The organism is Clostridium sp. CM041 (assembly GCF_055081035.1).
Map to the genome: position 1 here is coordinate 2,720,131 of NZ_CM143648.1, position 23,141 is coordinate 2,743,271.

22 protein-coding genes, 1 pseudogene and 3 riboswitches are annotated in these 23,141 nt (G+C 32.1%); of the genes and pseudogenes, 19 read left to right on the top strand and 4 right to left on the bottom strand.

Annotated features, from left to right (window positions below; genetic code table 11):
- Positions 1-476 precede the first annotated feature (476 nt).
- The 6 genes from ACWJJT_RS12900 (at position 477) to rbr (ending at position 7,083) form a co-directional block, all read left to right on the top strand.
- Positions 477-1,538, top strand: a complete 1,062-nt coding sequence (locus ACWJJT_RS12900) for an IS30 family transposase (RefSeq protein WP_462954875.1) — start codon at positions 477-479, stop codon at positions 1,536-1,538.
- A 130-nt stretch (positions 1,539-1,668) separates the two neighbouring features.
- Positions 1,669-1,788, top strand: a riboswitch (SAM riboswitch).
- Between the two features lie 92 nt (positions 1,789-1,880).
- Positions 1,881-1,984, top strand: a riboswitch (SAM riboswitch).
- 117 nt (positions 1,985-2,101) lie between these two features.
- Positions 2,102-3,109: a methionine ABC transporter ATP-binding protein gene (locus ACWJJT_RS12905; RefSeq protein WP_462954969.1), complete on the top strand. Its 1,008-nt coding sequence runs from the start codon at positions 2,102-2,104 to the stop codon at positions 3,107-3,109.
- The gene (locus ACWJJT_RS12910; protein WP_462954970.1) at positions 3,099-3,743 is read left to right on the top strand and encodes a methionine ABC transporter permease; all 645 of its coding nucleotides are present in this window, start codon (positions 3,099-3,101) and stop codon (positions 3,741-3,743) included. The genes ACWJJT_RS12905 and ACWJJT_RS12910 overlap by 11 nt, the downstream gene beginning before the upstream one ends.
- Positions 3,744-3,792: 49 nt before the next feature.
- Complete coding sequence (locus ACWJJT_RS12915; RefSeq protein ID WP_462954971.1) at positions 3,793-4,596, top strand: MetQ/NlpA family ABC transporter substrate-binding protein; 804 nt, start codon at positions 3,793-3,795, stop codon at positions 4,594-4,596.
- 224 nt (positions 4,597-4,820) lie between these two features.
- A complete protein-coding gene (locus ACWJJT_RS12920; RefSeq protein WP_462954972.1) occupies positions 4,821-6,350 on the top strand; it encodes an alanine/glycine:cation symporter family protein in 1,530 nt (509 codons plus the stop codon).
- Between the two features lie 148 nt (positions 6,351-6,498).
- The gene (gene rbr, locus ACWJJT_RS12925) at positions 6,499-7,083 is read left to right on the top strand and encodes a rubrerythrin (RefSeq protein WP_462954973.1); all 585 of its coding nucleotides are present in this window, start codon (positions 6,499-6,501) and stop codon (positions 7,081-7,083) included.
- A gap of 269 nt (positions 7,084-7,352) precedes the next feature.
- On the opposite strand, the gene ACWJJT_RS12930 is transcribed toward rbr, so the two are convergent.
- Together ACWJJT_RS12930 and ACWJJT_RS12935 are read right to left on the bottom strand one after the other, a co-directional pair.
- Complete coding sequence (locus ACWJJT_RS12930) at positions 7,353-7,895, bottom strand: DUF1003 domain-containing protein (RefSeq protein ID WP_462954974.1); 543 nt, start codon at positions 7,893-7,895, stop codon at positions 7,353-7,355.
- A 194-nt stretch (positions 7,896-8,089) separates the two neighbouring features.
- A complete protein-coding gene (locus ACWJJT_RS12935) occupies positions 8,090-8,944 on the bottom strand; it encodes a DMT family transporter (protein WP_462954975.1) in 855 nt (284 codons plus the stop codon).
- A 289-nt stretch (positions 8,945-9,233) separates the two neighbouring features.
- Between ACWJJT_RS12935 and ACWJJT_RS12940 the strand changes: the two genes are divergently transcribed.
- Genes ACWJJT_RS12940 through ACWJJT_RS12950 form a run of 3 tightly spaced genes read left to right on the top strand, consistent with a single transcriptional unit; the run spans position 9,234 to position 10,962 of the window.
- A complete protein-coding gene (locus ACWJJT_RS12940) occupies positions 9,234-9,638 on the top strand; it encodes an ArsR/SmtB family transcription factor (protein WP_462956772.1) in 405 nt (134 codons plus the stop codon).
- Positions 9,639-9,690: 52 nt separating this feature from the next.
- Positions 9,691-10,707: a permease gene (locus ACWJJT_RS12945; protein ID WP_462954976.1), complete on the top strand. Its 1,017-nt coding sequence runs from the start codon at positions 9,691-9,693 to the stop codon at positions 10,705-10,707.
- A gap of 27 nt (positions 10,708-10,734) precedes the next feature.
- The gene (locus ACWJJT_RS12950) at positions 10,735-10,962 is read left to right on the top strand and encodes a thioredoxin family protein (protein WP_462954977.1); all 228 of its coding nucleotides are present in this window, start codon (positions 10,735-10,737) and stop codon (positions 10,960-10,962) included.
- 114 nt (positions 10,963-11,076) lie between these two features.
- On the opposite strand, the gene ACWJJT_RS12955 is transcribed toward ACWJJT_RS12950, so the two are convergent.
- Both ACWJJT_RS12955 and ACWJJT_RS12960 read right to left on the bottom strand, forming a co-directional pair.
- The gene (locus ACWJJT_RS12955) at positions 11,077-11,514 is read right to left on the bottom strand and encodes a hypothetical protein (protein ID WP_462954978.1); all 438 of its coding nucleotides are present in this window, start codon (positions 11,512-11,514) and stop codon (positions 11,077-11,079) included.
- Position 11,515: 1 nt separating this feature from the next.
- Complete coding sequence (locus ACWJJT_RS12960) at positions 11,516-11,713, bottom strand: helix-turn-helix transcriptional regulator (protein ID WP_462954979.1); 198 nt, start codon at positions 11,711-11,713, stop codon at positions 11,516-11,518.
- Positions 11,714-12,087: 374 nt separating this feature from the next.
- On the opposite strand from ACWJJT_RS12960, the gene arsB reads away from it, so the two are divergent.
- The 10 genes and pseudogenes from arsB (at position 12,088) to ACWJJT_RS13010 (ending at position 23,137) form a co-directional block, all read left to right on the top strand.
- Positions 12,088-13,143 carry an ACR3 family arsenite efflux transporter gene (gene arsB, locus ACWJJT_RS12965; protein ID WP_462954980.1) on the top strand — a complete coding sequence of 352 codons (1,056 nt, stop codon included), beginning with the start codon at positions 12,088-12,090 and terminating at the stop codon, positions 13,141-13,143.
- Between the two features lie 115 nt (positions 13,144-13,258).
- Positions 13,259-13,654 carry an arsenite efflux transporter metallochaperone ArsD gene (arsD, locus tag ACWJJT_RS12970; protein ID WP_462954981.1) on the top strand — a complete coding sequence of 132 codons (396 nt, stop codon included), beginning with the start codon at positions 13,259-13,261 and terminating at the stop codon, positions 13,652-13,654.
- A gap of 206 nt (positions 13,655-13,860) precedes the next feature.
- A complete protein-coding gene (gene arsA, locus ACWJJT_RS12975) occupies positions 13,861-15,603 on the top strand; it encodes an arsenical pump-driving ATPase (RefSeq protein WP_462954982.1) in 1,743 nt (580 codons plus the stop codon).
- 89 nt (positions 15,604-15,692) lie between these two features.
- A riboswitch (Fluoride riboswitch) is annotated at positions 15,693-15,758 on the top strand.
- A gap of 64 nt (positions 15,759-15,822) precedes the next feature.
- A complete protein-coding gene (locus tag ACWJJT_RS12980; protein WP_462954983.1) occupies positions 15,823-17,004 on the top strand; it encodes a cation:proton antiporter in 1,182 nt (393 codons plus the stop codon).
- Positions 17,005-17,267: 263 nt separating this feature from the next.
- The gene (locus tag ACWJJT_RS12985) at positions 17,268-17,510 is read left to right on the top strand and encodes a hypothetical protein (RefSeq protein WP_462954984.1); all 243 of its coding nucleotides are present in this window, start codon (positions 17,268-17,270) and stop codon (positions 17,508-17,510) included.
- A 94-nt stretch (positions 17,511-17,604) separates the two neighbouring features.
- Complete coding sequence (locus tag ACWJJT_RS12990; RefSeq protein ID WP_462954985.1) at positions 17,605-18,036, top strand: arsenate reductase/protein-tyrosine-phosphatase family protein; 432 nt, start codon at positions 17,605-17,607, stop codon at positions 18,034-18,036.
- Positions 18,037-18,643: 607 nt separating this feature from the next.
- A complete protein-coding gene (locus tag ACWJJT_RS12995; RefSeq protein WP_462954986.1) occupies positions 18,644-20,326 on the top strand; it encodes a ribonuclease J in 1,683 nt (560 codons plus the stop codon).
- A gap of 323 nt (positions 20,327-20,649) precedes the next feature.
- Positions 20,650-21,555, top strand: a complete 906-nt coding sequence (locus ACWJJT_RS13000; RefSeq protein ID WP_462956773.1) for a metal ABC transporter substrate-binding protein — start codon at positions 20,650-20,652, stop codon at positions 21,553-21,555.
- 244 nt (positions 21,556-21,799) lie between these two features.
- Positions 21,800-21,982: pseudogene (locus ACWJJT_RS13005) on the top strand (HAD hydrolase family protein); the annotation flags it as partial.
- 117 nt (positions 21,983-22,099) lie between these two features.
- Positions 22,100-23,137: a Gfo/Idh/MocA family protein gene (locus ACWJJT_RS13010; protein ID WP_220286313.1), complete on the top strand. Its 1,038-nt coding sequence runs from the start codon at positions 22,100-22,102 to the stop codon at positions 23,135-23,137.
- The last annotated feature ends 4 nt before the right edge of the window (positions 23,138-23,141 follow it).

Here is a 23,141-nt window from a genome sequence, read left to right on the forward strand (position 1 = left end):
TTTAGGCATATATTCAATTGTTATTACTGAATTTCTAATACTAGGTCACATAAAAGAGACCTTATGGGTCTGTTTTATACTATTAAAAAAGTGCTTAGTTTATGTGTGTATAATACGATTATTTTACAATTTTGTCAATAACACCACGATATATGATTTCTATTGGTGTTAATTATTTTTTATTGGCATTTCAAACATTAGCCATACAACGTATCCTCCTAGAACAATATAATTATTATAATATATTATAACATAAATAATGTAACATGAATATTAACATGAATATTTATGTTACATATAAAGTATTAACAAAATATATATTATGATGAAACATCATTAGACAGTTATATGATGTTTGGAGAAAGTGGTAAGTTGTATAATGAAATGACCGAAGAGTAACAAAAAAATAAAGACTCAAGAGAAATACTCTTGTATAATGTTAAGTGACTAAACCAACATATACGGGAGGATTTCAAATGAGTCAATTAGATTTTATCACACAGAGCAGAAAAGGTAAACACATAACATACGAGGAACGCATAAAGTTAGAAGCTTTACACAAAATGGGACTTAATTCAACTCGTATTGCGGAGCAAATAGGTGGGCGCTCAGAACGTACAATAAGGCGTGAAATTGCTAAAGGAATTGTAGAACTATTGAATAGTGACTTAACCACTCGAATGGAATATAGCGCAGAAATTGGGCAGTCAGAGCATGACAAACAAGGTGCCGCTAAAGGTCCTGCATTAAAAATAGGAAAAGATCACAAATTGGTGAGGTACTTAGAAAAAGCTATTGGTATAGATGGCGAATCTCCGTATGCAGCTATTCAAAATATCACAAATAAAAATCTACAATTTGAAACAACTATTTGCTTCAAAACTGTGTATAACTATTTGGATAATAATTTGTTTTTAAATATAAGTAACAAAGATCTGCCTGTTAAAAAGAATGCTAAAAAGAGAAACTATAAAAAAATAAGATCAGCGTATAACAATACCAAAGGAACTAGCATATCGGAGAGACCTGCAGCGGTAGCTGCACGTGATGAGATAGGCCATTGGGAAATGGACACTGTAGTTGGCAAACAGGGTACAAAAACTGTCTTAATGGTGTTAAGTGAAAGAGTAACTCGTAAGGAGTTAGTCTTTAAAATACCATCTAAATCACAGGCGGCTGTCGTGAAAGAATTGGACAAATTGGAGCGTAAAATGGGAATGTTATTCTCAAAAACATTTAAAACAATCACCTGTGATAACGGCTGTGAGAACCTTGATTTCGAGGGTATTGAGAACTCAGTAAGAAATAAACGAAAGAGAACTAAAGTGTATTATGCTCACCCATATAGTTCATGGGAGCGAGGCACAAACGAAAATATCAATAAAATGATACGACGATTTATCCCAAAAGGTGTGGATATTTCAGCATTCTCTAAAAAACAAATTATGCAAATACAGCACTGGATCAACAATTATCCAAGAAGGATTTTCAACGGTTTATCTGCCAATATGATGGAACAGAAAACCATTACAACTTAACATTATATTTTTCGTGAAAATTTCGGACATTTTATATTGCAATCTACAATGTTTGGAGAAAGTGTATAAAAACTTCTTTACATAGCATTCATATAGTGATATTATAAATCTAATTTAATAAATAAGTTAATTCTCATCAAGAGAGATAGAGGGACTGGCCCGATGACATCTCGGCAACCATCAGACGTTATTGTCTGAATAGGTGCTAAATCCTGCGTTAATTTCATTGTAAATTATCGGAAGATGAGAGAGGTGTCTTTGTAATTTTATACCTCTTTCATCATTATATAATGATGAAAGAGGTTTTTGTTTTTTGAATAGATGTAAATAAAATTTAATAGTGTCTTATCAAGAGAGGTGGAGGGACTGGCCCTATGAACCCCGACAACCAGTATCATATTATGATACATGGTGTTAATTCCTGCAGCATTGCTGCAAGATAAGAATAAGTTTGGAAGTAGTGCCCAAGTTTATTCTTGGGCTCTATTTTTTTAGAGTAATGTTTAAAGAAAGTATCAAAAGGTAAAGATGAATTATAAGAAACGAAAAGGAGAAGGGATATCATGATTAAAGTTCGAGGTGTAAGTAAAAGTTTTTCAGCGGTTAAAGTGTTAAATGATGTTTCATTTACAGTGGAGGAAGGTGATATTTATGGTGTTATTGGTCACAGTGGAGCTGGTAAATCCACTTTACTTAGATGCTTTAATGGGCTTGAAACCTATGATACAGGTACCATTAATATAATGGGAAAAGGGGTGAAACAGCTAAGTTTGAAAGAACTTCGCGAGTTTAGGAAAAATGTAGGCATAATATTTCAGAGTTTTAATCTTATTAACAGTAAAAATGTTTTTGAAAACATAGCATTTCCATTAGAAATATGGGGAAACGACAAAAATTTTATTAAAAAAAGAGTAGATAGCTTAATAGAGTTAGTAGGACTTAAGGATAAGGAAAACGTCAATGTAAAACAACTTAGCGGTGGGCAGAAGCAAAGAGTTGGAATTGCAAGAGCGCTTTCACTTAATCCGAAGATATTACTTTGTGATGAAGCCACCTCTGCACTAGATCCTAAAACTACAAAATCTATATTAGAACTTTTAAGAGATATCAATAATAAATTTAATATAACAATTATTGTAGTTACCCATCAGATGGAAGTGGTAAAAGAAATTTGTAATAAATTTATTCTTTTAGAAGGAGGGGAAATCAAAAGTCATGGCATTACCGATGAACTATTTATTAGGCCAACAAAGGAAATGAAAACACTTATGGGAGAGGAAGAATTACTACCTAGCACGGGATATAACATTAAAATATTTTTTACAAAGGAAATTACTAAGAGTTGCCTCATAACATCCATTGCCAGGGAATTAAACATTGATTTTTCAATAGTATGGGGAAGGCTTGAAAAATTTAGGGATAACGTAATGGGGAGTCTCATAATAAATGCAAGTGAGGATAATAAAGAAAAAATATTAAGATATTTAGATGAAAGATCAATAGCGTGGGAAATCAATGATTGCTCAATGCAGAGTGAAGAATATGAAGGGGGGAGTATAAATGCTATTTAAAGAAATCTTATTACCCGCACTAATAGACACAATATATATGGTAACGGTATCCACGATTTTTACAGTTATTTTAGGATTTGTTTCAGCAGTAGGATTAATTATAACTGGACCTATTGGCCTAAGGCCAAACACTTTAATCTATAAAATTTTAAATTTAGTAATAAATATACTTAGGTCTTTTCCGTTTGTTATACTAATGATATCTATATTCCCTTTAACTAAGATCATAGTTGGAACAACAATAGGTACTAATGCAGCTATAGTTCCTCTAACTCTTGGCGCAGCACCTTTTGCTGCAAGAATAATAGAATCTGCACTTTTAGAAGTGGATTATGGGATTGTTGAAGCAGCTAAATCATTTGGTGCAAAAACCTATCAAATTATTTTTAAGGTTATGTTAAAAGAGGCAATGCCATCTATAGTTCTTGGAGTTACGTTAACAATAATAAACATTATAGGTTACTCAGCTATGGCTGGGACAATTGGTGGAGGGGGACTTGGAGATGTAGCCGTAAAATATGGTTACTATAGATTTAAGTCAGATATCATGATATACACTGTAATTATATTAATCGCGATTGTGCAAGTAATTCAAGCCTTAGGAAATATATTGTATAGAAAAATGATTAAATAAATTTTGGATTATAAAAATATTAAAAGAAAAATAAAGGAGGAAATTAAAAATGAAAAAAATATTAAGCATATTATTAACAATAGTTGTAATTTTTACACTGAGTGGATGTGGAGCAAAAAAAGAGGCGGATGTAACTGAGAAAAAAATCATTAAAGTAGGTGCGTCACCAGTGCCTCATAAAGAAATATTAGAGGTTATAAAGCCGATTCTCGCAAAAGAGGGATATACTCTCGAAATAGTAGAATTTACTGACTATGTAACACCAAACACTGCACTAGCCGAGGGACAATTAGATGCTAATTTCTTTCAACATATTCCTTATTTGCAATCCTTTAGTAAAGAAAAGGGAGTGGACCTAGACTATACTGTAAAGGTTCATCTTGAACCTATGGGTGTGTACTCTAATAAATATAAAAAGCTAAGTGATTTAAAAGATGGAGCTAAAATAGCCATTCCAAGTGATCCTACAAATGGAGCAAGAGCACTTAGAGTGCTAGAGAAGGAAGGGCTATTAAAACTAAAAAGTGGAGATCTTATTTCTAAACTTGATATTACTGAAAATAAAAAGAATTTTAAAATAACTGAATTAGACGCTCCTCAACTTCCAAGGATTTTAAAAGATGTGGATGCAGCAGTTATAAATTCAAATTTTGCAATAGAAGCCAATTTAAATCCGACAAAAGACGCACTAGCAATTGAATCCAAAGATTCGCCTTATGCAAATGTGCTTGCAGTTAGAAAAGAAGATAAAACTAAACCTCATATAGAAGCACTTTCAAAGGCATTAAATTCTCCAGAAGTTAAAAAATTTATTGAAGATAAATATAAAGGAGATATAATTCCTGCTTTCTAAAAAAATATAAAACCATAAAATCATTTTGCTTTGGGCGTAATAGTCGAAAGTAAGATGATTTTTTTATAGTAAAGCATAAAGTTTAACGACAGTTTTATACTTTTATTTTTTTAAAAATTCATTTTATACCTTATTAGTGTATAATTACCGTATGCAAATAATTTTTGGAGTAATTAATTCTAAAATGCATAATAAGGATAACATTATAATATGGAGGTTTAAAAATGAGTGTATTATTTCAAGCAATAAATAATTTTTTTGATTTTATAGTTCCTATTGCGGATTTTCTATGGGAATTTCCAACTAATTTTAAGTGGTATCAAAACATTCCGGTTTTGGGTAATTTTGCCTTTGCAGTTATTTTACTTTTAGGAACAGGAATTTATCTTACATTTAAAACTGGATTTATTCAAGTTATGGCATTTAAAAAAGGAATTAAGATTCTTGCTACAAAAAAGGAAACAGATACTGGAGTTAGTTCATTAGCATCATTTTTACTAAGTTCTGCTATGCGTGTAGGTCCAGGTAATATTATGGGGGTTACAGGAGCAATATCTGTTGGCGGACCAGGGGCACTATTTTGGATGTGGGTTTCAGCTTTCTTTGGTATGTCCACGGCTTTTGTAGAATCTGTACTTGCACAGCTTTTTAAAGAGAAAAATGGCAAGGAGTTCGTAGGTGGACTTCCATTTTATGGTCAAAAGATTTTGGGAAATAAACGGTGGGTAGGTATTATACTGTCTTCACTTTTTATAATATATGCACTGTTTGTTATCCCATCTCAAGCTTTTCATTTATTTACAAGTTTCGGTTCAATAGCTGATACTATAGCTGGAAAAACCTTTGGACGTCAATCTACAGTTTATTATGGTATAGCAATAGTCTTAATAATTACTGTTCTTTTGACTGTAATTGGAGGAATAAAAAGAGTTACTGCAGTTACAGATGTACTGGTACCTATTATGGCAGTTATTTATACACTTATAGTTATTTTAATAATATTAGTTAACTTAGATAAAGTTCCGTATTTCTTTAAAGAAGTGATTGGTGGAGCATTTAAGCCCAATGCATTATTTGGTGGGGCATTTGGTGTGGCTTTGGCTCAAGGAATTAAGCGTGGGTTAATGTCCAATGAAGCTGGACAAGGAACAATTACAATGGCGGCTGCTACAGCGGAGAATAAACATCCTGCAGAACAAGGTTTTGTACAATGTCTAGGAGTTTTTCTTGACACAATGGTAATATGTAGTATGACTGGATTTGTTATTGTTATGGCACATGTTTGGACAGGCACTGCTGGAGTTTCATGGGAAAGTATAGAAGCGTCGAAACTTACAGTTTACCTATCCTCAATCAAATACTTAGTTCCTGGTACTGCATTAGATGGGACGGTTACAATTATTGTTTCGCTATGCTATGGAATGTTTGCATTTACAACATTGCTCGGTTTAATATTGTTTGCAGAAGTCTCCGCAAATTTAATATCTAGAAATAAGAAATTTATCATGGGAATACGTTTGGTTGGTGCATTATTCTTTGTTCCATTTGGCGCATTAACAGTTCTTGCTGGTTTAGAACTTACAAATTTATGGTACATAGGTGATTTTGTAAATATTGTTTTAGTTTATGTAAATGTTCCAATTATATTAATTGGGTCTAACTATGCATTAAAAATACTGAAAAATTATAAAAAAACCGATGGAACTAAGTTCAAATCAAAATCTATTGGTGTTGATACTGATGTTTGGAAATAAGGTACAAACTTAGAATAAACTTAATTAACAGGTAATTTAGTAAACTTTCTTAAAATAGTATGGATTAAAAGAAACAAACTATACTATTTAGGGTATACTCTAATAGAGATAATTATTTTCTTTAAGTAGAAATACAAGGAGGCATTTTATGAAAACATTAAAGGGTACAAAAACAGCTGAAAATCTTATGAAATCATTCGCAGGTGAATCACAAGCTAGGAATAGATATACTTATTATTCATCTATAGCGAAAAAAGAGGGATATGTACAAATAGCTAATATATTCATAGAAACAGCAGATAATGAAAAAGAACACGCTAAAAGATTTTTTAAGTTCCTAAATGAAAGTTTAAATGGAGAAGTGGTAGAAATTAATGCCACATATCCTGTAGGTCTTGGAGATACTAAAGCAAATTTATTGTCAGCAGCAAATGGAGAAAATGAAGAGTGGTCAGATCTTTACCCAGCATTTGCGAAAGTTGCGCAGGAGGAAGGCTTTGATGATATCGCGTTTGTTTTTAGAAAAATTTCTGAGGTTGAAAAACATCATGAAGAAAGATATAGAGAACTATTAAGTAATATAGAAAATAATACAGTATTTAATAAAGAAGAATCAGTTATTTGGAAATGTAGAAACTGTGGTTATATTTTTGAGGGAAAAAGTGCTCCGAAAATATGTCCAGCTTGTGTACATCCTCAAGCATATTTTGAAATATTCGCTGAAAAATATTAATAGCATTTCAAATGATGCAGTATTAAAAATGCCGTAGCAACGTTTATGGATTCTTAATATAAAACATAAAAACAACCCCCATTTTAATTTAATTAATTTGGGGGTTTTTCTATATACTGATGAATCTATGAATGGATTTTATCCTGAGTCTAAAATATTTCTGAAAAAAATTAATCATTGAACTAAATGAAGCTGGAAAACCAATTTTATGTTCAATTCATGATTTTGAGTATGTAGAAGGATTATTTAAGAGAATTGTTGTAAGTAAATTACTTTAATTTTGGTAAATTTTCAATATATTCTACCATTTTAGATTGATTCTCTACTAATATTTTTTGATTTTTAATTAATAAATCCATTTTTTTATGCATATCTTGAATAATTAATTCTGATTTAAGATTTATTTTATAATCATTTTTTGATTTTATTCTATCTTTATCTTCCTGTCTATTTTGACTCATCATTATTACAGGTGCTTGTATAGCGGCAGTACATGATAGTACTAGATTAAGAAGTATAAATGGAAAGGGATCAAATGAATTTTTTAAGATGATATTTAATACTATCCATATTGCTATAATTGCTAATGCTGCAATTATAAAACTCCAGCTGCCTACTGATGCGGCTATTTTATCAGCCATCTTATTTCCAAAAGTAAGAGTTTGTTTATGAGTAATCGTAGTGTCTTTGGATATCTTATTTCCTATTAAATCATGCAATAACTCTTCTTCAATATCGTTAAAAATCTCTCCCTGCTCTAATATTTCATTTACAATTCTTTCTGTATCTAAAGCATCATTTCCGTTTGACATAGTAATACCCCCTTATATAACTTTAAAGTGTATATATAGTTAATTCATATTAAAATTTGTTATCTTTCATTGCTAGATGTACATAATTATACTATAATTCTTATTTTCACATAGGTATTTTATGTAAATAATCATGTGTTTTAGATATATTACATTAAATATAAAATGAACTATTTGGATTTAACGACATTTACTTATGAAGATGATTTAATAGTTGAGTAAAAAACAGCACTTAAAATAACCATTCCTCCTAGGATTTCTCTTAATGTTGGTATTTCTTTTAATAAAAAAGCAGCAAATATTATACCGTAAACTGGTTCAAGGCTGGAAATGATTCCTGCTGTTTGTGTTTTAATATTTTTCAAACCATTTATGAATAATGAATGAGAAATCCCAGTGAAAACAATACCTAAGTAAATCATCAAAAATATATCTTTAATATTAAAAACAGGTTTCTGTAAGAAGAAAAAAGGAGTTAATACAATTGTAGCTACAAATTGTTCGTAAAAAGCAATTACGAAGCTTGAATATTCTTTTACATATTTTCTATTAAGCATTGAAACAATCGCATAAGTAAAACCAGATACTACTCCCCATAAAACTCCCTGGGTTAAATTATTAGAAGGGTCAAACCCTGGGATTATAAGCACTACCCCTAAGAATGTAACAATTGCAATTATAATATCAGATAATCTGATTTTCTCTTTGAAAAAGTATGGCTCAAGAAAAGTAACGAAAACAGGGAACGTAGTAAATGTTAGTAACCCTATTGCTACTGTAGATACCTGAATAGATTTAAAAAAAGTACTCCAGTGGATTGCTAAAATTACTCCCGTTATAACAAAATAGAAATAATGCTTTTGCTGTTTTGGTTTCATGTCTTTCTTAAGATAAAGCAACATAATTAATAAAAAAATACTTGAAAAGAAAACCCTCCCAAGGACAATTATTATTGGAGACAATGAGAGCAATTTTCCAAATAATCCTGATAATCCGAATAAGAAAACTGCTAAATGTGTTTCTATTAAACTTTTATTTTTTGCATTCATATAATCACTTCCGATTCAAACTAAAGTTTAGCCTATAATTGAGTAGCTCCGCAGGAGATGATTTAATATATAAGACCTCTGAATTTCATAAAATAAAGGTAACATATTACAAATCACATTATAGCATGAAATTTCAAAAAGATTATTAAACATAATCTTTTTATTTTAGAAAAATAGTGAGAAATGGTTGACAATTAGTCTATTTAAGCATATTATACTTATATGCACATGCGGGTATATAAGTATAGTGTTATTGTAGCGTCGCAGGTAATTAATAGCTTTGAAGAAGATGAACAGCTTCGAAGAAGATGAACTTATTAAGGATGTGAAATATATGGAAAAACTAATGAATTTATTTAAAGTACTATCTGATGAAACGAGACTTAGAATTTTAGTATTGTTACATCATAAAAAACTCTGTGTATGCCAAATTCAAGGGATATTGGGGGAACCGCAGCCCAAAATTTCAAAGCACTTAGGTAAACTTCGTGATATGGGCTTTGTAAAAGATGAAAGACAAGAACAATTTATATACTATTACATTAACAAAGATAACGAACTTCTTAAAGAGATACTAGAGAAAATAATCTTAGATTCAGAAAATTATGCTACGATTCAAGAGGATTTAAAAAGCCTTCAAAAAGGTGATGAATTCGTTGAAATGTTCAAAAGCAAATGCAACCCTAATAGTTAATCTTGCAGCTCAGCAGGAGATGATTAAATTAGAATAAAGGTAGGTGAAAATTATGAATGTAATAGAACAAATATTTACTTGGATCAATAATGAAATCTTAAAAATGACTTGGCTCTCAAATCTTATTGGAAAGCTTGTAGAAAATGTATTTGGATTATCAATTAAAGAAAGATTAGGTGGCAGTGTACATTTTTTTATTTATGACACTATAAAAATCTTTATACTATTATCAGTGTTGATTTTCCTTATATCCTATATTCAAAGTTATTTCCCACCAGAAAGAACAAAAAAACTTCTTGGAAACATTAAGGGGATTAAGGGAAATATACTAGGGGCATTACTTGGAACCATTACACCATTTTGTAGTTGCTCGAGCATTCCAATATTTATAGGATTTAACGCAGCGGGGCTACCCCTTGGAATAACTTTTTCATTCCTTATATCATCACCACTCGTAGATTTGGCATCACTATTAATTTTAATGTCCTTCTTTGGTGCGAAAATTGCTATAGCATATGTTGTTGTAGGACTAATTTTAGCAGTAGCAGGTGGAACTATTATTGATAAATTGGGCCTTGAAAAGTATGTAGAAGGTTATGTGAAAGAAATTGAGAATGTAGATGTAGAATTAATTGAGATGACAAGGAGCGAACGAATATCTTATTCAAAGCAGCAGGTCAAAGATGTATTTCATAAGGTTTGGCTATATGTTTTAATAGGGGTTGGTATTGGCGCGGCAATTCACAATTGGATACCGCAGTCGATAATAGAAACTGTAGTTGGTAATAATAACCCTTTTGCAGTGTTGCTGGCAACTGCTGTAGGTATACCAATGTATGCTGACATATTCGGCACATTACCAATAGCAGAAGCATTATTTCAAAAAGGTGTAGGAATTGGTACGGTGTTATCATTTATGATGGCAGTAACTGCTCTTTCACTTCCATCAATAATTATGCTCAGTAAAGTTGTTAAGCCTAAATTATTAGCTATATTTGTGGCTATAGTTGCAACAGGTATAGTTATAATTGGATATCTATTTAATGCATTTTCATTTATATTTGTTTAGAAAAATAGATTTAGAGGAGGAAATATTATGATAATTAAAGTTTTAGGTTCAGGATGTGCTAATTGTAAGAAACTAGAGGAAAACACAAGAAAGGCAGTGGAGGAATTAGGTATTGAGGCAACTATAGAAAAGGTTACTGATTTTAAATTAATAATGGCTTATGGAGTTATGAAAACTCCTGCTCTAGTAGTTGATGAAAAAGTGAAGATAATGGGAAGAGTTCCATCAGCTGACGAGATTAAGAAATATTTATAATTAACCCAGTAAAGTAGGAAAAATTGGTTTGGTAGGGGTACCGCTAGCATTAAAGTTGGCTAAGTACCCCTAAAATTAAAAAATTTCTATTAAAAGTATATTACATTTTAGAGTTTACATCTTCCTACTAAAATGCTTATATGCTATAAAAAATGCTGACAATTGAATATACAATGCTCCAATAGAGATAAACGCTGGTATTTTATAATCAAGCCAAACAAATACAAAAGCCGTTATTGCAAAAAGAACACTCGCTATAGTACTAGCAACAGAATAAGCAATTCTTAAAATTTGAATATTTCTTTCATCATTTAATTCAATTTCTTCTTCCTTTAATTTTACAATAGAAGTTCTTTTATAATGAATTAATTTAACTGTTCCGATCGCTACAAATGCACCACCTAAACCAGTAAACATCCCCATAAGCATATTAAAATTATTTGCGTCAGCAGGAATTCTTATAGCACATACTACCCCAAATATAAAAGTTATAACCCCAACAATAACTAAAGTTGCCCAAAATTTATTACTTTTAACTGATTTACAAAACATATTATTCCTCCTCATAAATAAAAATTTCTTCAATTGACATATTAAAATATCGAGCGATTTTAAAAGCTAATGTAATAGATGGGTTATATCGCCCATTTTCTAGTGATCCAATGGTTTGCCTTGAAACTTCCAAGGCTGTTGCGAGTTCTTCCTGCTTAATACCATTTTGCTTTCGAATTTCTTCTAATCTATTTTTCATAGGCAAATTGACTCCTTAATTTTGTTATTTTACGGAAAGTTAACTTTACATTTATACTACTACTTATGTTACTCTATGTCAAGCAAGCTTTCCGTTTGAAATAGGGGAGGGAGAAGTTCCTTCTAAAATGTCATTAAATTAGTCTAATAGTTTCGCAGAAGATAATTTATTGATATTAGGGTCTTTTTAAATATTTATAACTGTGGGAATATTAGAAAGTTATAAAAAAGCACAATGGACATACTACAAAATAGATAATAAATTTATAGAGAAAAACGGGATAAATGTAAACTACAAAATTTATGTGATTGTAAAACACAAAGTTAACGACATTTCAGTACCACAGGTGATGATCTAAGGAGGAGTGATTAATTATGAGTGAAGTTAAAACACCGGAGATTGGATTTTTCGAAAAATACTTGACTGTTTGGGTGGCTATTTGTATGACAGTAGGCGTACTTATCGGTAAGTTTATTCCAGGTATTCCAGATTTCTTCAATCGGTTTGAGTATGCCAAAGTTTCCATACCCACAGCTATACTTATTTGGGTAATGATTTATCCTATGATGATGAAGGTAGACTTCCAAAGCGTTAAAAATGTAGGAAAGAACCCTAAAGGGTTATATGTAACCTGGATAACGAATTGGCTCATAAAACCATTTAGTATGTATGCAATAGCTTCATTTTTCTTTTTTGTAGTATTCAAAGCATTTATAACACCGGAACTAGCTACACAATATCTTGCAGGAACCATATTACTTGGGGCCGCTCCCTGCACTGCCATGGTATTTGTATGGAGCTCTCTTACTAAGGGTAATCCCGCTTATACCGTTGTGCAAGTAGCCACGAATGATTTAATTATACTGGTTGCATTTATACCTATCGTAAAGTTTCTTTTAGGGGTCAGTAACATCACAGTTCCTTGGAATACGCTAATTCTATCAGTAGTTTTATTTGTTGTTGTTCCTCTAGTTGGGGGCATTTTAACTAGGCTTACGGTAACAAAGAAAAAAGGCACAGAGTACTTTGAAAATAGATTCCTCCACAAGTTTGATAATGCAACTACCGTTGGATTGCTACTTATGTTGGTATTGTTATTCTCATTCCAAGGTGAAACTATAATAAACAATCCAATGCATATTTTACTAATTGCTGTACCACTAACTATTCAAACATTTCTGATTTTCTTTATTGCTTATTTAACAAGTAAAAAGTTAAGGCTAACGCATGATATTGCCGCACCTGCTGGAATGATTGGAGCATCAAACTTTTTTGAACTCTCAGTTGCAGTTGCCATTTCACTGTTTGGTATGGACTCTCCGGCAGCTCTAGCTACAGTGGTAGGAGTGTTAGTTGAAGTGCCAGTTATGTTAATACTTGTAAGGATAGCAAGCAAAACAACTAATTGGTTTCCTAAAAGACAGTTTTAATAAAGACGTTACAAACGTATGATTAGGGGATTATGGATCGCAATATTGATATGTCACAAATGATATTTATGATAACTAAATATTAAAATAATAAAAATGATTGGAGAGATTATTAATGAAAAAAATGCAAATATTTGAACCAGCTATGTGTTGCTCAACAGGGCTTTGTGGCGTAGGCGTAGATCCAGAGCTTCTTAGAATTTCGACTGTCCTTAGTGCATTAAAGAAAAATGGAGTTGAGGTAGAGAGGTTTAACCTCACAAGTTCGCCACAGGAATTTGTGAATAACAAAGTAGTTAATGACTTTATAAATGAAAAGGGCATTGATGGGTTGCCGGTTACTGTTTTGGACGGTGAAATCGTGTTAATAGGTAAGTACCCAACCAATGAAGAACTAGTTAAATTTCTAAATATAGAAGCTAGCTTTTTAGGTCAAGAGCGAAAGACATTCAAAATAAAAGTAACTCCTAAATCAGGGGATTGTGGCTGTTCTGGTGGGAAATGCTGTTAACGACATTTTAGAAGGGAAGTCTCCCACTTCTGTAAGTGGGAGTTACATGTCCTAACAAATAGAAAACTTCAGCGGGAGTATAAATCTCCTTCTGAAGTCGTTAATATTCAGCTCCGCAGGAGATGATTTAATAATGTAATCGAAGAGTATCAAATACAAGCCAAATTACAAAAGTGACTTAATAATGAAGCTGGAGGTAAATAAACATGGAAATTTTTAATCCGCAAAATATTAAACTTACAAAATATTTATTTTACACAGGAAAAGGTGGTGTAGGTAAAACTTCAACCGCTTGCGCTACAGCAGTCACCCTTGCAGACAATGGGAAAAAGGTGCTTCTTATAAGCACTGATCCTGCGTCAAATTTGCAGGATGTTTTTAACACTGAGCTTACCAATAAAGGCATCCAAATTAAGGAAGCTCCAAATCTCGTTGTTGCTAATCTTGACCCAATTCAAGCGGCAGCCCAGCACAGAGAGAGCGTAATCGCACCTTACCGTGGTAAGTTGCCAGATGCAGTGCTTAAAAACATGGAAGAACAACTTTCTGGCTCCTGCACTGTTGAAATCGCAGCGTTCAATGAATTTTCAAAATTCATAACCGATGAAAGATTGCAGGAGGAATATGACCATATTATATTTGATACTGCGCCTACTGGTCATACACTTAGGATGCTTCAATTACCATCGGCGTGGAGTAATTTTATTAGTGAAAACACACATGGTGCATCCTGTTTAGGCCAGCTTTCTGGTCTAGAGAGTAAAAGAGAAATCTATAAAAAAGCAGTAGAAACATTATCTGATGGAGAATTAACAACACTTATGATTATCTCTAGGCCTGAAATGACACCGCTTAAAGAAGCGGAAAGAGCATCAAAAGAACTTTCGCAGATTGGTGTAAACAATCAAACAATGATAATTAATGGTGTGATGAGCTCTTATGATGACAGTGTGTCCGAAAGGCTGTATCAAAAACAGCAAAAGTCACTTAAGGAAATGCCACAGGGACTTAAGGGAATTACTGCCTACATGGTACCCCTCAGAGCTTACAATATAACAGGTATGGAAAATGTCAGGGCACTTCTTACCAAAGATAATTATAGTGTTAGCAATGAAAAGATAAACACTGAAACCATTCCTCAGCTGAAAGACGTTGTTGAAGAACTGTATAAAAGCAATAAAAAGGTAATCTTCACTATGGGTAAGGGTGGCGTTGGTAAAACTACAATTGCAGCGGCTATTGCTTTGGGATTATCGGCAAAGGGTAAAAAAGTGCACCTTACCACAACTGACCCTGCGGCTCATCTAAAATATGTTATTAATGAGAGTAGTAATATTACGATGAGCCACATTGATGAGCAGGCTGAACTTAAAAAATATAAGGATGAAGTGCTGTCTAAGGCAAGAGAAACTATGGCAGATGATGATATTGCTTATGTTGAGGAGGACCTCCGATCTCCATGTACACAGGAGATTGCAGTATTTAGAGCCTTTGCAGAAATAGTAGAAAAGGCGGTCGATCAGATCGTTGTCATCGATACCGCTCCAACAGGGCATACTTTACTGCTACTTGAGTCAACTCAAAGCTATAACCAAGAAATCAAACGCTCACAAGGCGATATTCCACAATCTGTGAAAAAACTGTTGCCAAGGCTCCGAAATGCTGATGAAACTGAAGTCATCATTGTAACTCTTGCTGAAGCTACACCTGTATATGAAGCAATTCGTCTTGAAGAAGATTTAAAACGTGCGAAAATTTCGACAAAATGGTGGATTATAAACTCATCACTACATGCGACAGGTACAACCAATAAATTGTTAGCCGCAAAGGCAAGCAATGAAATTGAATGGATTAACAAGGTTGATGCACATGCAAACGGTAAATTTGCGATCATCGCGTGGAGTCCTGATGAAATTAAAGGCGACAAGTTAAATGAGTTATTAGTATAAATTCTAGATAGCAGGAACTTCGGTGGAATTGGTATTCGTTTTCATGTGTCAAACTATTGATTTAATTTATTTGTGGAGTATAATATATTTATAAGATAGGTGATGGAGTTCACCTTAACTATTGCAATTTTGCGATTAATGACTCCTACTTAGTGGTTTATGCTAAGTAGGAGTCTTTTGTTTTGTAAAAAATATCAAAGAAAAGAGAGGGATTGTAATATGGCAATAAGTTTAGCAATTATAATTATTCTAGGACTAATGGCCAATAAATTATTTGAAAAATTAAAACTTCCAGGACTGCTTGGAATGCTAATTTTGGGGGTGTTACTAGGACCTTATGGTACAAATATAATAAGTTCGGATATACTTAGAATTTCACCAGATTTAAGAAAAATTGCACTTATTGTTATACTGCTAAGAGCGGGCCTTGGGATTAAAAAGGATACTTTAAACAAAGTCGGGGTTCCTGCCTTAAAAATGAGTTGCATACCTGGTATTTTTGAAGGGATTAGTATTATGTTTATAGCAAGCTATGTACTTGGAATAACAAAAGTTGAGGCTGGAATGCTTGGATTTATAATAGCTGCAGTTTCACCAGCAGTAGTTGTACCACCTATGCTTAATTTTATATCCATGGGGAAAGGAGAAAAAAAAGGCATACCAACCATAATACTCGCAGGGGCTTCTATTGATGATGTTTTTGCAATAACTATATTTTCAACTTTCTTAGGTTTATATGGCGGTAAAAATGTAAATATACCAATGAAAATATTGGATATTCCCATATCTATTTTTATTGGGATAGCAATTGGTGTCATAGTAGGAGGTTTATTAGTAGAGACATTTAAGAAATATCACATGAGAGATACTAAGAAAACTTTAATAATAATTGCTGCAGCAATTATACTTACAGGAATTGAAGATGCTTTTAAAAATATAGTACCCATTGCAAGTCTTTTAGGCGTAGTGACTATTGGTTTTATCCTTTTAGAAAAATACGCTAAAGTAGCTAATAGAATATCTTTAAAACTTAATAAGGTCTGGGTAATTGCAGAAATTTTACTTTTTGTATTAGTTGGAGCGGAGGTTAATATATATGTTGCCTCATCATCAGGTGTATTAGGACTGATTATTATTGCAGGTGGGTTAGCAGCGAGAAGTATAGGGGTATTAGTATCATTAATGGGTACTTATTTAAATGTAAAAGAGAGACTGTTTTGTGTGATCTCATATATTCCTAAAGCGACTGTGCAGGCAGCTATGGGCGCAGTACCATTAGCTGCTGGAGTTAGATCCGGAGAACTTATATTGGCAATTGCTGTATTGTCCATATTTGTAACCGCACCACTTGGAGCTATAGGTATTAAAGTAGCAGGGGAAAAGTTATTGCCAGACGACTAGATTTCATATCTATATTACTGCTGTATTAAAAGACGTCTTATTTATAAACTTAGAATAAAATTTAAGTAATTGTTTATTTTTTAAAATATGGTTAATAATTGTAAGAGGGTAGGGTAATTATTAACTTGATAAAAAAAACAGTATAATATAACATACCAATGAAAGTTGATTATATATGAACAATTATATATAATAGAGTGTAGGATAAAAAACATAATATATATAATAATATTATTATTAGTATTATACGAGGAGGAATGTAAATGAATATAGACGTAAACACGCCAACAGATGACCTGTTAAAAACATGGGCTATGTATTCTAAAAAAATTATAAACACTATGCTTGAAAAAGAAGAACGTGATGAATTTAAAAGAATAAAATTAGTCCTAGTAACAAAAGGAATTATTAATTTAGAAATACATAATGTTTATGACAAAGAATATATTTTGCACTACACTAAGCAAGGCGGTATATTTAAAAAGCAAATAATGTTAGATAAATAGCTAACTTAGAATAAAATTTTTTAAGAAAATGACTAGTGATTGCTAGTTATTTTCTTATATTTATATATAGAAATTTTAGAAGGAGAATGATGTTATGAAACTAAAAGTAGCATTTATATGTGTTCATAATTCTTGTAGATCACAAATGGCAGAAGCGCTCGGAAAGATATTTGGGTCATCTGCGTTTGAAGCTTATTCAGCAGGTACTGAAACTAAGCCCCAAATTAACCAAGATGCGGTAAGAATAATAAAGAATTTATACAATGTGGACATGAATGAAACTCATGCATCAAAATTAATAGATGATATACCAGAAGTTGATATTGTAATAAAAATGGGATGTAATGTATCATGTCCAATTATGGCACACAAGTATGAAGAAGATTGGGGTCTAGAAGATCCTACTGGGAAAGCTGATGAAGAATTTATAATAGTGGCGAAGATAATCGAAGAAAAGGTTAAAAGATTAAGGAAAAGAATAGAAAATAACGAAATTGATCTAACAGCATTAAAGATGATAATTTAATAGCGCCGTAGGTGATGATTTAAGGTTGAGAAATTACTTCTCAACCTTTTTTATATAATAATTGGATATAATCAATTGTTATATGGTATAATTATATTTAACTAGAATAAAGGTAACATTGGTTAATGTATTTATTAGGAAATTACAAACATTTTATTATTTTAACGACATTTCAAAAGGGAGGCTCCCACTTCTATAAGTGGAAGTTACGTACCCTAACAAATAGAAAACTTCAGAAGGAGTATAAATCTCCTTCTGAAGTCGACGATTCATCTTCTTCAAAGATGTTTAGCTTCGCAGGAGATGATTTAACGTTTAGTATGATAAGAAAAGTGTTATAAAATATATACTTAAATAAAGAGAGTGGTGTTTATATAATAAGCGGCGCTTTGAAATATAATTTTATTAAAAATATAAAAGAAAAGGTAGGTGAAAAACCTGATTTATGGCTAGGTAATAGGAAGAGAATACTTGGAATAGTAAGTTAATATTAGTATAGTGGTACTGACCTAAGTAGTTGAGTCCTGTGATACTGTCATTATGTTTAGTCGACAAAACGAAAATATTGGATGGATAGATTGCCAAATATTTAGGAATCAGGGAAGTATTGAATAATAATTATAAAAGTAAAGGTAAAAATAAAATTAGGGTTATTCCAATAGGTGGACTTGGAGAAATTGGGAAAAATATTACTGCGATAGAATACAAAGAAGAAACTATCATAATAGATTGTGGAATTTCATTTCCAGATGTGGATATGTATGGAGTGGATTTAGTTATTCCTGATATAACATATCTTTTAGAGAATAAAGATAGAATAAAAGGGATTTTTCTAACACATGGTCATGAAGATCATATAGGCGCATTACCATATGTTTTAAAACAAATGAATGTTCCAGTGTATGGAACACGTCTAACGCTCGGACTTGTAGAAAATAAGTTGCAAGAACATGGGATATTGGCAGATTGCACCCTAAATGTAGTAAAACCGGGAGATATTATAAAGCTAGATAAAATCAGTGTAGAATTTATAAGAGTTAGTCATAGCATAGCAGATGCCTGCTCCATTTGTATACACACGCCTATTGGTAGGATTATACACACAGGTGACTTTAAGATAGACTATACTCCAATTGATGGAGAAGTTATCGATTTAGAGCGATTTGCAAAATTAGGTGGGCAAGGAGTACTACTACTAATGGCTGATAGTACTAATGTAGAACGCCCTGGATTTACTATATCTGAGAAAGTAATTGGAGAAACTCTAAATAAAATATTTTATAAGGCAGAAGGCAGAGTAATAGTAGCTTCATTTGCATCAAATATTCATAGAATACAACAAATTGCTAATGCTGCAGTTTCGAATGGAAGAAAAATAGCATTTAGTGGAAGAAGTATGGAAAGAATTTCTGAAGTAGCTATGAACCTCGGATATTTACATATACCGCCGGAAGCTATAATTACTGTATCAGATCTTCATAATTACCCTGATGATAAGGTAACAATAGTAACTACCGGTAGCCAAGGTGAACCGCTAGCTGCATTAACAAGAATGGCATCATCAACTCATAGAAGTATCCAAATACAAAAAGGTGATTTGATTATTTTATCTGCATCTCCTATTCCAGGGAATGAAAAGTTCATATACAATGTTATAAATGAACTATTCAAAAAGGGAGCTAATGTAATATATAATACCACAGAGGAAATTCATGTTTCTGGGCATGCGTGTCAAGAGGAATTAAAATTAATCCATACGCTAGTTCGTCCTAAATATTTTATGCCAGTTCATGGTGAATATAGACATCTTAAACAACATGCGTTGCTTGCAGAGAAATTAGGAATGGATTCTGAAAAGATTTTTATTGCAGAAACAGGACAAATATTAGAAGTATCCCCAAGCGAATGTAGAATAGCAGGAAGAGTTCAAACGGGAGCCATAATGGTAGATGGACTTGGAGTAGGGGACGTTGGGAATATTGTTCTTCGAGATAGAAAGCATTTAGCAGAAGAAGGTATACTTACAGTGGTAGTTACTATAGAAAGAGAAACTTATAGTATAGTAGCAGGACCAGATATAATAACTAGAGGGTTTGTATATATGAAAGAATCCAATGAACTTATTAATGAGGCCAGAGACATCGTGAGAAAAGAATTAGAACAGTGCTTAAATAATAAGATTAAAGAGTGGGTAGTAATAAAAGCTAGTATCAGAAACGCTTTAGGTCAGTTTTTATATATAAAAACTAAGAGAAGACCTATAATTATACCAATAATAATGGAAATTTAAGAAAATTAAATTTTTATGTTCTTTATTTTTAACGATATTTTAGAAGGAAGTCGCCCACTTTTATAAGTGGGCGTATAAATCTCCTTTTGAAGTCGTTAATTCATCTTCGTTGCAGCTGTTCAGCTTTGCAGGAGATGATTTAAATAAGCAAAAAAGTATGTATTATAATAATACATACTTTTTTTATATACTTTTTGTTAAAGTCGAATAAAATATTGACAGATTGCAAATACTTGGATATAGTATAAGGGTAAATGCAAATGACTTGCAACAAGCAACAATAATATAACAGCACCACAGGTGAGGATTTAAGGAGTGAAAAAATATTGAGGAAAATTATTAATGCCATACTTTTAACATGTATGATAGGTACATTAGTTGGGTGTTCAAATGCTACAAGCAGTAAGCAAAGTGATCAGTCAAAGCTACAAGTGGTAGTGTCTTTTAACCCATTAAAGGAATTTGTGCAGGCTATTGGGAAAGATAAAGTGGAAGTGAGAACAATTGTACCGGAAGGTTCTGAACCACATGAATTTGAACCGAAAATAAAGGATATGGAAAACATAAGTAAAGCTAGTTTGTTCGTCTATACGGGATTTGGAATGGAATCCTGGGTAGATAAAACTTTAACGGCTATAGATAATAAAAATTTAGTTGTAGTTGATTCATCTATTGGGGTAAATCCAATAAAAAACGAGGGCGAAAAAATTAAGGAGTATGGGCAATATGATCCACATATATGGCTGAGTCTAAGAGAAGCAAAAATCCAAACTAAAAACATAAAAGAAGCATTAGTTAAGGCTGATCCAAAAAATAAAGATTTTTATGAGAAAAACTTCCAAGAATTCTCAGATGAACTTGATAAGCTTTATAACGAATATAAAGTAAAATTTGATGCGGTAACAAATAAGAATTTTGTTACAAGTCATGCTGCTTTTGGGTATTTGTGCAGAGATTTTGGCTTAAAGCAAAATAGTGTAGAAGGTGTATTTGCAGGAAGTGAGCCTACCCCTCAAAAATTAAAGGAGATAATAGATTTTTCCAAGAAAAATAAAATAAAAGTTATTTTTATGGAAGAACTTGCAAGTGCAAGAGTATCTGAAGCCATTGCAAAAGATTCAGGTGCTAAGGTGCAAAAAATATACACAATAGAAAGTAATGAAGGAAATAAAACATATATAGAGAGTATGAAAGAAAATCTATCCAATATATATAATAGCTTAAAATAATAATTAACCCCATCTTAGATTAATTAAGGTGGGGTTAATTAATTTTAATTTCTTAATGTTATCAGCAGATAACCTTATATACTATTTGATGTCTATAGTCTATTGTTTGTTCCTATTGTATAATTAAACTAACAAGAATTTAATATATAATTACAAAATTCACTGTTTTAAAAGTAACACCTTTTATTGTAGAAGTTATGAAGAAAAGCTCTAGTAAAAGGTCAGGCATAGAAAAGCTTGCAGAGAAATAGAAATAAAGCCACATGAAATTATATGCATAGGGGCTTTAGGGAATGATAAACAAAGGATTGGGTATGTAGGACTTGGAGTGGTAATGGGGAATGCCTTTGTGGAAATTAAAAAAAACGCTGATTATGTGATAACTGATCAGTTCTATCTTGGGATAGACAAGTTCTATCAAAAATAATATTAGCTACATTACGTATACATTATATATAGTAAGGTGGAGATACTATGTTTGCAGAGTAAATTGTAGAAAAGACAAATGTAGAGCTTACATAAAATGAAAGCGGGGTATAAATCTATGAAAAAAATAAACTTTGCGATAATAGGATATGGTGGTATAGCAAAAACTCACTTATTAGCAGTTTACGACGCTAACGTAAGGTTTTCACTCCCTTATGAGTTAAATTTAACACATATTGTAACTAGAAAGCCTACAAACATACCCATAAGTTGTGTGAGAAATGTTACGGACATTGAAGAGGTCCTTAAGGATGAACAAGTTCATTTTATAGATATATGTACCCCGAATGATTCACATTTTGATATTGTAAAAAAAGCAGCTGCGTATGGAAAAGCTATTTACTGTGAAAAGCCTCTAGCAACGAATATTTTTGATGCTATGGAAATGGAGAGACTTGTTAAGAAAAATAATATAATAAATTCTGTAGCCTTAGTTTATAGATTTATGCCCGCTCTCTCACTATTAAAAAGAGAACTTGAAAAAGAGACCATAGGGAAGATTATAGATTTTAAAGTTAGAACTTATCATGATAGTTATTTAAATGAAAAGAAAAAGGGCACTTGGAGAACTGGGAAAAATTCTGGCGGAGGGGCACTACTGGATTTAGGTGTTCATTTAATTGACATGATACAATTTACTATGGGAGATATAGAAGAAGTAGAAGCGAAGACTAGGATTTATTTTAAGGAAAGAGCAGAAGTTGATGAAATTGCAAATTGTGATTTTACATTAAAAGATGGAACTTTCGGAAGTCTAGAGGTTTCAAGGGTATTTACTGAAAGAGAACAAACAGATGATTTCGTAGTTTATGGTAGCAAAGGTAGTATAAAAATTAATTTTAATAATCCTTATGAAATTGAAATATATAGATATGAAAGTAGCTCAACAGAAATTAAAAACGTAGCATCAGGAGATAGTCTATTAAAATATTATGCTGACAAAAGGAACTCCCTAGGATTTTTCCAAAATTGTCATACAGCTTCACTTATAAATTTTGCTAATAAAATTTTTAATAATTGCAGCGATGGCATCGATGGCGATTTCTCAGATGCATTAAAATGCCAGAGAATAATTGATAAGGTGTATGGGAGATAGGCAT